10 protein-coding genes are annotated in these 15,399 nt (G+C 74.8%); 5 read left to right on the top strand and 5 right to left on the bottom strand.

The genetic code is table 11. The features are described from left to right. Positions 1-148: 148 nt before the first annotated feature. Positions 149-4,135, top strand: a complete 3,987-nt coding sequence (locus VFZ92_RS36585) for a S8 family peptidase (protein ID WP_330881597.1) — start codon at positions 149-151, stop codon at positions 4,133-4,135. On the opposite strand, the gene VFZ92_RS36580 is transcribed toward VFZ92_RS36585, so the two are convergent. From VFZ92_RS36580 to VFZ92_RS36560, 5 genes are all read right to left on the bottom strand, one after another. Then, on the bottom strand, positions 4,118-5,131 hold the full coding sequence (locus VFZ92_RS36580) for a helix-turn-helix domain-containing protein (protein ID WP_330881595.1): 1,014 nt from the start codon (positions 5,129-5,131) through the stop codon (positions 4,118-4,120). The genes VFZ92_RS36585 and VFZ92_RS36580 overlap by 18 nt on opposite strands. Positions 5,132-5,221: 90 nt before the next feature. Further along, the gene (locus tag VFZ92_RS36575) at positions 5,222-6,427 is read right to left on the bottom strand and encodes a cytochrome P450 (protein ID WP_330881593.1); all 1,206 of its coding nucleotides are present in this window, start codon (positions 6,425-6,427) and stop codon (positions 5,222-5,224) included. An 81-nt stretch (positions 6,428-6,508) separates the two neighbouring features. After that, positions 6,509-6,745, bottom strand: coding sequence for a hypothetical protein (locus VFZ92_RS36570; protein ID WP_330881591.1), 237 nt, complete (start codon positions 6,743-6,745; stop codon positions 6,509-6,511). Positions 6,746-6,826: 81 nt separating this feature from the next. Then, complete coding sequence (locus tag VFZ92_RS36565; protein ID WP_330881589.1) at positions 6,827-7,036, bottom strand: hypothetical protein; 210 nt, start codon at positions 7,034-7,036, stop codon at positions 6,827-6,829. A 148-nt stretch (positions 7,037-7,184) separates the two neighbouring features. Further along, positions 7,185-8,531, bottom strand: a complete 1,347-nt coding sequence (locus VFZ92_RS36560; RefSeq protein ID WP_330881587.1) for a cation:dicarboxylate symporter family transporter — start codon at positions 8,529-8,531, stop codon at positions 7,185-7,187. A gap of 329 nt (positions 8,532-8,860) precedes the next feature. On the opposite strand from VFZ92_RS36560, the gene VFZ92_RS36555 reads away from it, so the two are divergent. The 4 genes from VFZ92_RS36555 to VFZ92_RS36540 are packed head-to-tail and all read left to right on the top strand — an operon-like array spanning position 8,861 to position 15,201. After that, on the top strand, positions 8,861-11,050 hold the full coding sequence (locus tag VFZ92_RS36555) for a hypothetical protein (protein ID WP_330881585.1): 2,190 nt from the start codon (positions 8,861-8,863) through the stop codon (positions 11,048-11,050). Continuing rightward, positions 11,047-12,033, top strand: a complete 987-nt coding sequence (locus tag VFZ92_RS36550; protein WP_330881583.1) for a MoxR family ATPase — start codon at positions 11,047-11,049, stop codon at positions 12,031-12,033. Before VFZ92_RS36555 ends, VFZ92_RS36550 begins: the two co-directional genes overlap by 4 nt. Then, positions 12,030-13,139 carry a DUF58 domain-containing protein gene (locus tag VFZ92_RS36545; protein ID WP_330881581.1) on the top strand — a complete coding sequence of 370 codons (1,110 nt, stop codon included), beginning with the start codon at positions 12,030-12,032 and terminating at the stop codon, positions 13,137-13,139. The genes VFZ92_RS36550 and VFZ92_RS36545 overlap by 4 nt, the downstream gene beginning before the upstream one ends. Before the next feature lie 49 nt (positions 13,140-13,188). Continuing rightward, positions 13,189-15,201 (top strand): DUF3488 and transglutaminase-like domain-containing protein, encoded by a 2,013-nt coding sequence (locus VFZ92_RS36540; RefSeq protein WP_330881579.1) that lies wholly within the window; start codon positions 13,189-13,191, stop codon positions 15,199-15,201. The last annotated feature ends 198 nt before the right edge of the window (positions 15,202-15,399 follow it).

Raw genomic sequence — 15,399 nt, 5'->3', positions numbered from 1 at the left:
AAGTCGCCACCGGCGACTTCGCGCCCCGGAGATCTATTTCCCACTTGCCGACGCGACCTCATCCTCTGGAGACCCTGACTCCCCGGAGAGCGAGGTCGCCATGTCCCGTCGCCGTCCCCTGTCCTCACGGCACCGACTCCTGCCAGCCGTGCTCGCAACGGCGCTCGTCACAGCGCAACTCCTGGTCCCCCAGCAGCGCGCGGCCTCCGCCTCGGCGGCGCCGGGTGCCCCGCCCGGTGCCACCGCCTCCCACCGGGTCACCCTGCTCACCGGTGACGTCGTGGACTACGCGGAGCAGACCGACGGCACCCGGACGGCCCAGGTCGACGCCGCCCCCCGCGAGAACGGTCCGCCACCGGCGTTCCGCACGACGACCACGGCCGACGGCCTGCTCGTCGTCCCGGAGGACGCGCAGGCCCGCATCGACTCCGGGGCGCTCGACCCCGACCTGTTCAACGTCACGCGCCTGGTCGCCGAAGGCCTGGAGGACGGGCGCGCCACCACGATCCCGGTGATCACCGCCTACGCGGGCGACCTCGGCGCCGCCGCGCTGGACGCCAGGGCCGCGGACCTGCCCGCCGAGCGGCGGACGACGGTCGCGAGCGCGGGAGCCGTGGGCATGCGCGTCGCCAAGGACTCCGCCCCGGCGTTCTGGCGGACGCTCACGGCGGCACCGGAGTCGGCGTCCACACTGGACCGCGGTGTGGCGGCCGTGTCGCTGGACCGGCGCGTCCACGTGACCCTGGACCGGACGACCCGGCAGGTCGGAGCACCCGCCGCGTGGGAGAAGGGGCTGGACGGCACGGGGACGACCGTGGCCGTGGTGGACACCGGGATCGACGCGGGCCACCCCGACCTGGCGGGCGCGGTCGTCGACTCGGCCAACTTCACCGACGAGCCGGACGTGGTCGACCGCCACGGGCACGGCACGCACGTCGCGTCGATCGTCGCGGGCACCGGCGCCGCCTCCGGCGGCAGGTACCGCGGTGTCGCGCCGGGGGCGAAGCTGCTGGTGGCCAAGGTGTTCGACAGCACCGGCTACGGCGAGACCTCCCAGGTGATGGCGGGGATGGAGTGGGCGGCCGAGCGGGGCGCGGAGGTGGTCAACCTCAGCCTCGGCGCCGGCGTCACCGACGGGTCCGACCCGCTCAGCGCCCTGGTCGACGACCTGTCGCGGCGCACCGGCGCGCTCTTCGTGGTCGCGGCGGGCAACTCCGGCCCCGGCGACCGCACGGTGACCACGCCGGGCACCGCCGCGTCCGCGCTGACCGTCGGCGCGGTCGACCGCGACAACCGGATCGCCGGGTTCAGCGGCCGGGGACCGCGCTCGGGTGACGCGATGGTCAAACCGGAGGTCGTCGCGCCGGGCGTGGACGTGGTCGCGGCCCGCGCGGCGGACACGGCGATGGGCGCGCCCGTGGACGACCGCCACACGGCGGCCTCGGGCACCTCGATGGCGACGCCGCACGTGGCGGGCGCGGCGGCGATCCTGCACCAGCAGCACCCCGACTGGACCGGCTCGGTGCTGAAGGACGCGCTGGTGTCGAGCGCGCGGGACGTCGGCCTCGCCTGGTTCCAGCAGGGCTCCGGGCTGCTCGACGTGGCCAGGGCGGTCGAGCAGACCGCCATCGGGCCGCCGGTGCTGAACTTCGGCCGCAACGACCGCGTCGCGCAGGGCACCCCGCCCGTGCCGCGGACGCTGGAGTACACCAACCCCGGTGACGAGCCGCTGACCCTGGGTCTGTCGCTGTCCGCGAAGGCGTGGACGGGCGAGACCGCGCCCGCGGGCAGCCTGCGGCTGGCGTCGACCACGGTCGTGGTCCCGGCGAAGGGGAAGGCGGCCACGTCGCTGGTCCTCGACCCGGACGAGGGCGAGGCGGGCGTCTACGGGGGCGAGGTCGTCGCGTCCGACGGCGCCACGGTCCTGCGCACGCCGGTCAGCACCTACAACGCCCCCGAGCTGTTCAAGGTCGACGTCCGCGTGCTCGACTCCGCGGGCCGTCCCGCGGTGCGGGCGGGTGTGCAGCTCGTCGACGACTCGGCGGGCGCGGCCAGCCTCAACGACCCGTTCCGGGAGTCCGTCGACCGGCAGGTGGGCCTGGTGGACGGAGTGGGCAGCGCGGCCGTGCCCGCGGGGACCTACTCCGCGATCGGGTGGAGCAGCGAGAAGGGCGTCACCACCCGGACCTGGTCCGCGCTGCACAAGTCCGAAGTGGACGTCCGGGGGCCGACCTCGGTCACGCTCGACGCCAGGGGGACCGTCCCGGTGGGCGTCGTCGCGCCGACCCCGGTCGACCAGCGCGACCGCACGGTCATGCTGCGCCGCGTGCTGCCCGCGACCGGCGGCACGCCCGGCCACCTCAGCGAGACCGGTCTCGCGGCGGGTGCCACGAGCTGGCGGGTCCGCGCCACCCCCTCGCCCGCCACGAAGCGGGGCGCGATCTCGTTGCAGGACAGCGCCACCCTCCAGCGCGCGGCGGTGGAACTGGCGGTGGGCGGCGCGTCGGGGCCGCTGCTGCACCCGGAGTACGACGCCGGCGTCGTCGCGACCCGCTGGCCGGGCCAGCACGACGTCCCGCTGGTCTTCGGCGGACTCGGCACCCCCGAGGAGATCGCCCGCGCGAACGTGGCGGGCAAGGCGGTGCTGGTGCGCGTGCCGGTGCCGCCGGGAGCCGCCGACCCGGTCAACGCCGTGTTCACCGCGGCCACGGCGGCGGCCGGTACCGCGTCGGCGGCCGGGGCGGTCGCCGTCGTCTCCTACGTCGACGTGGACGGGGCGCTGACCGTGCCCGGACTGGCGAGCGCGGTCGTCCCGCACCTCTCGCTCGACCACGCCGAGGGCGCGGCGCTGCGGGCCAGGACCGACCGGGGGCCGACCTCGCTGTCGATCCGGGTGCACGCCGCCCCGGACGCGGTCTACCACCTCGCCCACCTCGACCCGAACGGCGTGCCGTCGAACCACCTGCACCGGCTGGACCGGTCGAGGATGGTGGCGTCCAAGGCGTTCTACCACGCCGAGAAGCCCGGTCTGACCGTGCAGAAGACGTGGTACCCGTTCGCGACCGGCCTGTGGAAGACCCAGATCGCGCAGCCCGTGCGCTACAGCGCCCCGGCCTCGTGGACGGAGTACACCGGTCCCGCCGACGAGCGGGTGGTGTGGAAGCGGGTCGTCACGCTGTCCGGCACCGACGACAAGAACAGGCGCGCCGCGCTGGCCGTGCTCCAGCAGAACGTCTACCGCGCGGGGGAGACCTCGCGCCCGGACGAGCACTGGTTCGGCGGGCCGATGCGCGGCACGGCGGTGGAACTGGCGCCCGACCACCCCGCGCGGTACCCGGCGACCGAGGCGGGCTGGAAGCTCCTGTGCACGGCCTGCCGGGGCGGCGAGGACCCCGACTTGTTCGTGCCCGCCCTCCAGTGGGGCGACGGGACCCCCGGCCACTACGCCAACCCCTACGAGAACGCCGCGCACTTCGCCACGACGAGGACGCGGGTGTTCCAGGGGGACGAGGAGGTCGTCGCGGTCAACGCCGGTGACCCGCTCGCGGTGTTCCCGCTGTACCGGCTGAGCCCGACGCCCACCACCTACCGGCTGGAGGTCGTGGAGGAGCAGAAGGCCCAGGCCCAGGTGGGCGCGCCGAGCGGGGTGCTGTTCCGGCTCGCACCGCGCACGGACACCACGTGGACGTTCCGGTCGCAGCGGCCCGCGGCGGGCGCGCCCCAGGGGTTCGCGTGCCGGGACGACGGACGGGTCTGCGCGTTCCAGCCGCTGGTGCGCCTCGACCTGCGGCTGCCGCTCGACCTGGGCAACCAGGCGCCCGCGGGCGGGGCGTACTCGTTCGACGTGGTCGCCGGGTCGCACTCCGGCGCGGTCGGCGGCGGACCGGTCGTGTCGCTGCGGACGGCGTACTCGACCGACGAGGGCGCCACGTGGCGGGACGCGGTCGCCTCGCCGCGCGGCGACGGGAGGTGGACGGTCACCGTCGTGCACCCGGCGCTCGCCGCGACCAGCGGGTACGTGTGGCTGCGGACCACCGCCCGCGACAGCGCGGGCAACACCGTGACGAGCACCGTGCGGCGGGCGTACGCGCTGACCGCTCCCGCGGGCGTCGCGGTGTCACCCGCGGCGCGGTAGGTCGCGCGAGGGGTGGGTCACCGACAGCGTGGCCCACCCCTTCGCCGACGCCCGGAGCCCGGCCTGGAACCGGGTGTCGGCGTCGAGGTGCGCCATCAGCGCCCGGAGCCTGCGCTGGAACGTCCGGTAGCTCAACCCGAGCTGCTTGGCGATGCTCCGGTCCGGCAGCCCGGTGGTGAGCAGGGCCAGCAGCCGCGCGTCCTCCGGCGGCAGCGCGTCGCCGTTCGCGGGCGGCGACCCCGGCAGCGCCAGGGGGATGGCCTGGGACCACAGGGCCGAGAACAACGCCCGGAGCGCGTCGAGCAGCGCGGACCGGTGCACCACGACCGCGCTGGTGATCGTCGGCCGGTCGGTGTGCAGCGGGATCAGCCCGAGGTGCCGGTCGGCGAGGATCATCTTCATCGGCGCCTCCGCCACGACCCGCGCCTCCTCGCCGAGCGCCAGCCCGGCCTCCAGGTCCGCCAGCAGGTCGTGCGCCTCCAGCGCCTGGTGGTCGTAGATGCCGAAGAACCCGACGCCCTCGCCGAGCAGGTCGCGCTCCACCGGGTGCAGCGCGCGCGGCGGCTGCGCGTACGGCGGCTTGTCGATGAACCGCACCTCGCCGCGCGCCGACCGCATGACCTGCTCGACGCGCCGCGAGATCTCCTCCGCGCCGTGCACCACCTCGACCAGCTCGGCGGGGTGCAGCCGGGTCATCGAGTCGACGTACCGGTCGTGCAGGTGGTCCGCGAACAGCCTGGCCCGCTTGAGCTCGCTCTCCCGCTCCACGAACAGCGCGCCGAGCGCGACGTCCGGCGGCACGGCGCGGAACCGCTCCGGCGGACCCGGCGACCGGGTGACGATCCCCTTGTCCAGCAGCCGCTTGAGCACGCGCCGCAGCCGCGACGGGGTGAACCCCACCTCCGCGCACAGTTCCGCGGTGGTCATCGGGTCGTGCTCGACGAGCACCTCGTACACCTGCTGGTCGGTCGGCGTCAGACCGAGGGAGCTGAGCATGCTGACGTCCTCGCCGGGCGCGGGTGAACCGACGGCCCAGTATCCGACGGTCCGCTCGTCGGACCACACCGCCGAACGTTGGACCGTCCGCTAGCGCGGCGTGAAGGTGACGGGCAGGGACAGCGGACCGCGCATGATGCCGCTGGGCACCCACTCCAGGTCGTCCAGCGGTACGGCCGGGGCCAGGTCGGGGATCCGGCGCAGCAGGGTCTCCAGCGCGACGGCCGCCTCCAGCCTGGCCAGGGGAGCGCCGAGGCAGTGGTGCACGCCGTACCCGAACGACAGGTGGCGCACGCCGCCGCGGGTCACGTCCAGCTCCGCCGGGTCGCCGCCACCGGGCACCGGGACGTCCCGGCTCGCCGACGACAGCGCCACCATCACGACCTCGCCGCGGCTGATGGCCGTGCCGCTCAGCTCCAGGTCCTCGTGGGCGTAGCGGGGTGTCGCGTGCTCGACCGACGAGTCGTGGCGCAGGAACTCCTCGACCGCGCCGGGCACGAGGTCGGGCCGCTCCCGGAGCAGGTCGGCCTGCTCCGGGGCGCGCAGCAGCGCCACGAGGGCGTTGCCGAGCAGGTTGACGGTGGTCTCGTGGCCCGCGACGACCAGCAGGACCGCGGTGCCGACCAGTTCGACCTCCGAGAGCCTGCCGTCGTCCCCGTCGCGCACGGCCACCAGCGCGGACAGCAGACCGTCGTCGGGGTTCTCCCGCTTGGCCGCCACCAGCTCGGCCAGGTAGCGGTTCAGGTTCGTCCCCGCCGCGCGCTGCACCTCCGACGGCGCGCCCAGCATGAGCGAGCTCCACGTCCGGAAGTCGGCGCGGTCGCGCTCCGGCACACCCAGCAGCTCCGAGATCACGGCCACCGGCAGGGGAGCGGTGAACGCCTCCACCAGGTCCGCCTCGCCCTCGGGGGCGAGCGCGTCCACCAGGTCGTCGGCGATCTCCTGGACGCGCGGGGCCAGTTCGCGCGTGCGGCCGGGGCTGAACGCGCCCGCGACCAGCCGTCGCAGCCGGGTGTGGTCCGGCGGGTCGGCCATCAGCATGTTGCCGCCCAGGCCGACACCGGTCCGGTGGCTCGTGTAGCCCGCCGCGTCGAGCAGTTCCAGCGAGGGCTCGGGGTCCTTGAGCAGCGCCGGGTGCAGGAGCGCCTCCTGCGCGGCGGCGTGGCCGACCACCAGCCAGCCCTCGATGCCGTTGGAGAAGCGCGAGCGGTGCACCGGTCCCCGCTTCCGCAGCTCGGCGTAGCGGGCGGGCGCCGCCGCCTTGAACTCGGCCGTGATCGTCACGAGCTCGGTCATCCGGATCCCCCTGGTCCACGGTGGCGAACCACGCCACGGTACGGGGGAGGCCGTCCCGGCGGACGGCGCCGAAAGGGTGGTTCAGCCGAGCCGGGTGCCCGCGGTCTCCGGTGGGGACCCCGTCCGGTTCGCCTCGTCGGTGGACGACGGCGGGGCGTCGACGACCGGGTCCTCGGACACCGCCGTCCACGTGCCGGGGCCGCACCAGACCCGCACCGCCGTGACCGCGCCGTCGTCGGCGACCGTGACGGCGTCGGGGCCGACGCCCCCACCTCGCCCACGACGTCCGGCTTGGACGACCGATCGGGGTCGTCCCACTGGCCGACCACCGGCGGTCCCCGCGCGCAGGGGAGGTTCAGGCGGTGAGGCCGGTGCCCAGCACGTGGGTGCCCCTGGCGGTCAGCCGGCGGGGACGCGGTGGCCGAGCGCGGCCGGGCCCGCCGGCTCGACGAGGCCGATCCGCGCCAGGCGGGTGGCGGCGACCTGGTCGCAGCACGCGATGCCGTCGACGAACAGGTCGGGTTCGCTGCCGGGGGCCATCGTGACGCGGCCCGCGGCCACGGCGCGCAGGAGGGCGATGTCCCGGTGGGACGGAGGTGCGTCGATCACGGCGATCGTCTCGCACCGGGGTGGTGCGCCGGTTCGGAACACCGAGGAAAACCCGAGGGCCCCGTCCCCGACCGGGGATGGGGCCCCGAACTGACCGCGAGCACACCGGAGTCGGCCCGTTCGTCCCCTCCACGGGGACGAACGCCGCCTACACGCGTTCGGCGGGCACCCGCTCCGGTTCCGCGTTCTCGTCCTCCCGGTCGAGCATCGTGGCCTCGTCGAACGGGTCCGCGCCGGTGAACACGCGTTCGGCCTGCTGCTTGTCGAACTCGCCGACCCAGTTGCCGATGAGGACGGTGGCGACGGCGTTGCCCGCGAAGTTCGTCAGCGCCCGCGCCTCGGACATGAAGCGGTCGATGCCGACGATGAGGCCGACGCCGTCCACGAGTTCCGGCCGGTGGGCCTGGAGGCCGCCCGCCAGGGTCGCGAGGCCGGCGCCGCTGACGCCCGCCGCGCCCTTCGACGCGATGATCATGAACAGCAGCAGCGAGATCTGCTCGCCGATCTGGAGCGGTGTGCCGAGCGCGTCGGCGATGAAGATCGACGCCATGGTCAGGTAGATCGCGGTGCCGTCGAGGTTGAACGAGTAGCCGGTCGGCACGGTGATGCCGACGACCGGCCGCGAGACGCCGAGGTGCTCCATCTTGGCGATCAGGCGGGGCAGGGCCGATTCCGACGACGAGGTGGAGACGATGAGCAGGAACTCGCGGCCCAGGTAGCGCAGCAGGTTCAGGATGTTCACGCCGGAGCCGAACTTCAGCACCAGGCCGAGGATGACGAGCACGAAGATGAAGCACGTGATGTAGAAGCCCAGCATGATCTGCAACAGGCTGGCCAGCGCCTTCCAGCCGGTCTCGCCGACGACCGCGGCGATGGCGCCGAACGCGCCGATCGGGGCGGCCCACATGATCATGGCCAGCACGCGGAACACCAGGCGTTCGAAGTGCTTCACGCCGCGCAGGATCGCGTCGCCCGACGCGCCGAGCTTGGGGATGGCGAAGCCGATCAGGAGCGCCACGAACAGCGTCTGGAGGACGTTGCCCGCCGTCAGCGGCGACACGAGCGTCTCGGGGATGATGCCCAGCAGGAACTCGGTCGTGGACTGCGCCTCGGCGCCCGCGGCCTTCGTGCCCGCCGCCTTGGCCGACTCGGACAGGTTCAGGCCCTCGCCCGGCTTGATGATGTTGCCGACGACCAGGCCGATGGCGAGCGCGAACGTCGACATCACCATGAAGTAGCCGAGGGCGAGGCCGCCGACCTTGCCGACCGTGGCAGCCTTCCTGATGGAGCCGACGCCGAGCACGATCGTGCAGAAGATGACCGGCGCGATCATCATCTTGATCAGCGAGACGAACCCGGTGCCCACCGGCTTCAGGGCGACGCCGAGCTTCGGGAACACGAAGCCGACGAGGATGCCGAGCAGCACGGCGACGATCACCGCGATGTAGAGGTAGTGCGTCCGGTCGCGCTTCGGCGCGCTTGCCGTGTCTGACATGTGTGGGGCCTCCCGACCGCCTCGACGTGCGCGACCGCACGTGTCGTGACGGGGCGATCTTCCTCCACGGACGGGTGCCCCGCAGCGGTCGTCGGTCTCGTTTGGGGCCGTGGCGGGCGCCTGTGCGCTCAGCACTATTGCTTCAGTGTTGACCAAAATGAAGTTGTGCGAACCATCCTCACGTGCCGGTCCGAAGCACAGGAGGGGAACCGGACGACCGCTCCCGAGGTCCAACGCGCGCGGTGCGGGACGGCGTTGAGCCATCCGGAGCAGTGGCACGAAGTTGTCGTACCAGCGGGTTAGCATCCCCGCCGTCGAGGGAGGGCCTGATGGGTGTGGGGCAGCGCCTGGCGAGAGCCGGGCGGCGGGTGGTGGGCAGCGGCGGTCGCGAGTCCGCGAGCTTCGGGGCGGCGCTGGTGGGCGTGGTGCTCCTGGCGGGAGCCGCGTTCGGCAACGGCATCTCGCGCACCGCGGTGTCCGTGTCGGACGGGCTCACCTGGCTGGGTGACGACGAGCGCGGCGAGGTCGTGCAGGTCAACCCCAGCTCCGGCAAGCCGCAGACCCGTCTCCAGATCAGCGGCGGCGACGCCCAGCTGGAGATCGCGCAGGACGACGGCACGCTCGTCGTGCTCGACCGGCGCACCGGCCAGATCACCGTGATCGACCTGTCCACGCTGCTGGCCAGCGGCAGGCGGCAGGCACCGGCGGGCGCGTCCGCCAAGGTGCTCATCGCGCAGGGCCGCGTGTTCGTGGTCGACCGCGCCGCGGGCACGATCCACAACGCCGACCCCGTGACGCTCGCCGACGTCGGCGATCCCTGGTCGGCCGGTCAGCCGCTCGCGGACGTCGTGGTCGACGACAGCGGCGTGGTGTGGGCCGTCGACCACGGCGGCAACCTGCACGCGCTGGAGTGGTCGGACGACGACGAGCGGTTCGTGGAGAAGTCCGCGAGGCCCGTTCCCGGAGCGGGTCCGCGCACGGCGCTCGTGCCGCACGAGACGGGTGTGACGCTGCTGGGCCTCGAAGGCGGTGTGGTCGTCCAGGACGGCACCGGGCAGGCGCTGTCGGTGATGACGGTGACGCTCAGCGGGGACGTGCTGGCCGCGACCGCCAGCCCGAGCGACCTCGTGCCCGCCGCGGTGCCGGACTCCGGGGTGGTGGTGCTGGTCAGCGGTGACGAGGTGATCCGCGTCGACGTCGCGGACCTCGGCTGCGCGAAGCCCGGCCGTCCCGCGGTGTTCCGCGGCAAGGTCTACGTGCCGTGCCACGGGGCGGGCAAGGTCGTCGTGCTCGACGGCGAGGGCCGCAGGTCCGGCGACGACGTGCTCACCCGGGGGTCGGGCGACCCTGAGCTGGTGTTCGACGACGGCAAGCTGTTCATCAACACCCCCGGCGCGTCGCAGGGCGTGATCGTGGACGCCGACGGCAGCACCCGGTCCGTGACGGTCCGCAGCCCGGACCTGGCCGTGACCGACCCGGACCGCGAGCCGCTGCCGACCGTGCCCCCGCCCCCGCCGCCGAGGCCGGAGGAGCTGCCGAGGACCACGCGCACCAACGGCAACGGCAACGGCAACGGCAACGGCGACCAGCCGCCCGCCACGACGACCACGGTGGTGGCGCCCCCGACGACGACGGGATCGGTCGTCGGCGGTGCGCCCGGCAGGCCGCCGGGCGTCTCGGTGTCGCTGAAGAGCCGCGACGCGTCGGCGCTGGTGATCACGGTGTCCTGGGGCGCGGTCGCGCCGGTCACCGGGTACACCGTGACCGCGAGCGGCGGGTTCAGCGGCGGCAGCCGGTCCGCGCAGGTGGCCGGTACCAGCACCGACCTGTCGATCCCGTGCGGTGGCAGCACGTTCTGCTCGTCGGGGAGCCTGGACGTGTCCGTGACGGCGTACGGGGACGCGGGCACCAGCGCCGCGGCCACGGCGTCGTGGAGCGTCCCGCCGGCGGGCACGACGCAGCCGCCACCGCCGGTGGTCACGACGACGACCCAGCCCCCGCCCCCGCCGGTGGTCACGACGACCACGGAGCCCCCGCCGCCCCCGGTGGTGACCACGACCGAACCCCCGCCGCCGCCGTCGCTGCCGTCGGCGGGCGCGGCGGTGATCACCTCGATCACGGGTGGTATCGCCTCCTACACCAAGACCGTGAACATGGCCTGGCCCGCGGACTGGGCGAGCCACAACGGGTCGTGCGAGGTCGTCAACACCACCCACGGCTTCAGCACGCCCATCGCGTGCGGGACGACGTCGACGACGATCGACGCGGACATCGGCCCCAACCGGATCGTGGTCCGGGCGTACGCGGCCGGTGGCGGCGCGTCGGTCGACTCGGCGCCGAAGAGCTCGCCCGTGCGGGAGACGGAGCCGTGCCCCCGGCAGCCGTGCCAGATCCCGCGCAGCGCACCCGAGGCGCCCGAGTCCGCTCCCGCGGGCGCGGGTGGGCTCGGCCTGATCGCCGTGGCGGCGCTGCTGCGCGTCGGCCGTCGGCACGACGACGAGGAGGGCGGGGTCCGGTGACGACTCTGGAGAGCACGGCCATCGGCGAGGACGAGATCGCGGCGTTCCGGGCGCTGCACACCCGGCTGGGTGATGCGGTGGAGACGGCCGTGCGCGGCAAGCGCGACGTGGTCGACCTCGTGCTGGTGTCGATGTTCGCGGGTGGCCACGTGCTGCTGGAGGACGTGCCGGGCACCGGGAAGACGACGCTGGCGCGGGCCGTGGCGGGTGCGCTCGGAGGGGTGTCGCGGCGGGTGCAGTTCACGCCGGACCTGCTGCCGTCGGACGTGACCGGCACGTCGGTGTTCGACCCGCAGACCGCGGAGGTCCGGTTCCGGCCGGGCCCGGTGTTCGCGAACGTCGTGCTGGCCGACGAGATCAACCGCGCGGCGGCGAAGACGCAGTCGGCGCTGCTGGAGGTGATGGAGGAGCACACGGTCACGGTCGACGGCGTCGGCCACGCCGTGCCCGCGCCGTTCCTCGTGGTCGCCACGCAGAACCCGATCGACCTCGACGGCACCTACCGGCTGCCGGAGGCGCAGCTCGACCGGTTCATGATCCGCATCTCCATCGGCTACCCGGACGTCGAGCACGAGCTGGACGTCCTGCGGCCTGGTAGCGGGGCGGGCCGGGTCGGCGCGGTGCCGACGGTGAGCAACCCGCACGAGGTCGCCGCGCACGGGCGCAGGCTGTCGCTGCTGCACGTGGCCGACCCGATCCTGCGCTACATCGGTGAGCTGGGCACCGCGACCCGTGCGGACCCCCGGCTGCGGCTGGGGGCGAGCACCCGCGGCCTGCGGGCGCTGGTGCGCTGCGTGCAGGTGCACGCCGCCGCGCGCGGCAGGCACTTCGCCGTTCCCGGTGACGTGCAGGAGCTGGCCGTTCCCGTGCTGGCGCACCGGTTGGTGCTCACCAGGGAGGCGCAGCTGGCGGGCACGACGACCGCGGAGGTCCTCGCGGAGGTGCTGTCCGGTGTGGACGTCCCCCGTCCGGAAACCCGATGAGACTCACCGCGCGCGGCGCCGGGACCCTGGTGCTGGGCGTCGTGCTCGCGGGCCTCGGGCTGTGGTGGCGCTACCCCGGTGTGGCCGCGCTGGGGTTCGCGCTGGTGCTGCTGGTGGTGGCCGGTGCGGTGTCGGTGCGCACGGCCGTGCCGGTCGAGGCGTCCCGCAGCGTGCGGCCCCGCACGGTGCAGCGGCTGGCCGGGTGCACCGGGCGGGTGGAGCTGGTGAACCCCGGCAAGCGCCTGCCGGTCGTGCTCGACGCGACGGACCACGTGGCGGGCGAGCCGATGCCGGTGGACGTGCCGCTGCTGGCGGCGGGGGAGCGCACGGCGGTGGAGTACCCGATCCCGACGGACCGCCGCGGTGTGCTGCGCGTCGGGCCGCTCACGTTGCACCGCAGGGGTTTCGCGGGGCTGGCGGTGGCGAGGTCGGTGCTGGGCGAGGTGATCGACGTGCGGGTGGTGCCGCGGGTGCTGCCGGTGCGCGGCCTGCCCGGTGGGGTGCGGCGCGGGCACGTCGGCGCGGACGAGCGCGTGGAGAGCGGCGGCACGGACCTGGTGGGGCTGCGGGAGTACGTGGCCGGTGACGACCTGCGCAGGCTGCACTGGGCGACCACCGCGCGCACCGGGACGCTGATGGTCCGCGAGGACGCGGACCCGGCGCTGCCGCACCTCGCGGTGGTGCTGGACGACAACGCGGCGGCGTACCCGGACCCGGCGTCGTTCGAGGACGCCGTGGAGGTGGCGGCGTCGCTGGTCGGCGCGGCGGTCGAGAGCGGGCACCCGGTGCGGCTGCTGACGTCGTCGGGCTCGGTCGACGTGTCCGTGGTCGACGAGCCGTCGCTCGCGCTGGCGGCGTTGGCGGACCTGGACGTGACCGGGGTGACGAGGTCGGTGGGGCTGCGGGACCTGGACGTGGTGGCGGTGGTGTGCGGCGACTCGTCGGACCTGCGGACGCTGCTGCTGGAGGTCGGCCGGGCGGCGTTCGGGGTGGTGCTGGCCGTGGCGCCCGAGGAACCCGTGTCCGCGGTCGGCTCGGTGCTGGTGCTGCGCGCGCCGAAGGCGGACGACCTGGTGGCGGCGTGGAACACGGTGGTGGCGCGGTGACGGGCCCGTGCTTCGTCCGCGCCGGACGCGGAGATGTGGTGGTGGCGCGGTGGTGAGGCTCGGGTGGGCGGCGCTGGTGGTGCTGGTGGCCGCCGTGCACCTCGGTGCGGGGTGGCAGGGCGTGCTGCCCCGGCTGGTGTTCGCGGGGGCGGTGCTGGTGGCGTTCGCGTGCCTGCCGCTGGTGCGGAGGGCGCGGGTGTCCGTGGTGCCGGTGCTGGGGTTCGCGCTGGCGGGTGCGTACCTCGTGGCCCGGTCCGACGACACGGCGCCGGTGTCGGTGCTGCTGGACCTGCTGCCGCGGCTGCTGAGCGCCGCGCGCCCGGCGCCCGCGACGCCGACGCTGCTCGTGCCGGGGGCGCTGCTGGTGTTCCTGGTGGCGTTGGGCGTGGCGATGGCGAGGTCGTTGTTCGCGCCCGTGCTGGGGGCGGTCGTGCTGTACACCGCGACGGCGCTGCTGACGGCGGGGCGGGCCGACCCGCACGGCGTGGTCGCGCTGGCGCTGGTGCTGCTGGTCGTGCTGGGCTGGCTGCTGGTCGACCGCCGCGAGTCGGGGCGGCCGATCCCGGTCGGGCGGCCCGCCGCCGTGCTCGGGGTGCTGGGCGCGGTGACGTTGACGGCGTCGGTCCTGCCGGGAGCCGGGGCGTTCGAGCCGCGCGAGCTGGTGCGTCCGCCGATCTCGGACGTGGCGGTGACGAGTCCGTTGCCGCGCTTGGCGTTCTGGGCCGGGATCGGGGACACGGAGCTGCTGCGGGTGCGCGGTCCGGAACGGCCGCTGCGGCTCGTGGCGCTGGGTGACTACAACGGGGCGACCTGGCGGGCGGCGTCGCTGTACGGGCCGATCGGCGCGGTCGCCGAGCCGGACCTGCCGCCGGGTGCCCGCGTCGCGGAGTCGACGATCGACGTGACGGTCGGCGCGCTGGGCGGCACGTGGCTGCCTGCCGTCGGCAGGCCCACCGCGGTCAGCCTGGACGGCGCCGCCGTGGACACCGACTCGGGGTCGCTGGTGCTGCCGGGGGAGCTGTCCGCCGGGCTGCGGTACGAGATGAGCGGCACCGTGGACACCCCGGCCGACCAGGACCTCGCGACGGCGTCCGTGCCGAGCGGGCCGCAGGTGCGGCGGTACGTGGCGCTGCCGGGGCTGCCGTCGACGCTGGCGGAGTACGCGCGCAAGGCCGTCGCGGGGGCGAAGACCCCGTACGAGCAGGCGGTGGCGATCGAGCAGGTGGTCCGGCTGGACCGCAAGCCCGACGTGGAGGCGCCGGTCGGGTCGTCGTACGCGCGGCTGGAGACGTTCCTGTTCGGCGCGGAGGGCCAGTCGGGTGCGAACGCGGGCACGGCCGAGCAGTTCGCGTCGGCGTTCGCGGTCCTCGGCCGCGCGGTCGGGTTGCCGACGCGCGTGGTCGTGGGGTTCCAGCCGGTCCCGGAAGGCCCGGACGGCGTGCGGGTGGTGCGGGGCAGCGACGCGACGGCGTGGCCCGAGGTGTACTTCTCCGGTTGGGGCTGGGTGCCGTTCGACCCGGTGTCCGGCACGGGGTCCGGTCCGAGCCCGGCGTCGAAGCGCGAGGTGCTCGACCGCCTGGCGTCGGTGACCGCGACACCGACCACGCCGCAGTCCGCGCCCCCGCCGCCACCGCTGGCGCAGCCCACCGCGCCGGTCGCGGCAGCGCCGTCGGCGGAGTCCGGTCCGCCGTTCGCGCTGCTCGCGATCCCGTTGGTGCCGCTGGTGGTGCTGCTGGCGCTGCGCGGAGGCCGCCGCCTGCGGCTGAGCCGCGCCGGTGCCCCCGGCGCGTGGGCGTACGTGCTGGACTCGCTGCAACTGGCGGGCCGCACACCGCGGCGCGACCGGTCGGCGCCGGACGTCGCGCGGGACGTGGCCGCGTTCGCCCCGACCGCGGTGCCGCTGGCGGCGCTGGCCGACCGGGCGGCGTTCGGGCCCGCGCCGACGAGTGACCCGGAGGCGTGGAGGCTGGCGGTGGAGGTGCGGAAGGGCCTGCGGCGCGTGGTGCCGTGGTACCGGCGGCTGTTCTGGTCGGTCGACCCGCGACCCCTGCGGCGGCGTTAGGTGCTGTGCGGGGTTCGGGTCGTGTGGTGGGGGTCGGGGTCGTCAACCACGTGATCGCCGCGCGCGGGCGTCACCCGGCCTCGCAGCTCTCTGGTGACTCGTCCTGTCGTGTGGCCGGGCCTCGCCACGTCCTGGTTCTCCGGAAGCGGCGTTCGACGGCGTTGCGTGGTGGGGAGAGCGCGGGATCGACCGAGACCG

Origin of the sequence: Umezawaea sp., assembly GCF_036375055.1 — a bacterium.
Taxonomy (GTDB): Bacteria; Actinomycetota; Actinomycetes; order Mycobacteriales; family Pseudonocardiaceae; genus Umezawaea.
Note: the sequence above shows the minus strand (reverse complement) of the source record. Positions and strands in the feature narration are given on the sequence as shown.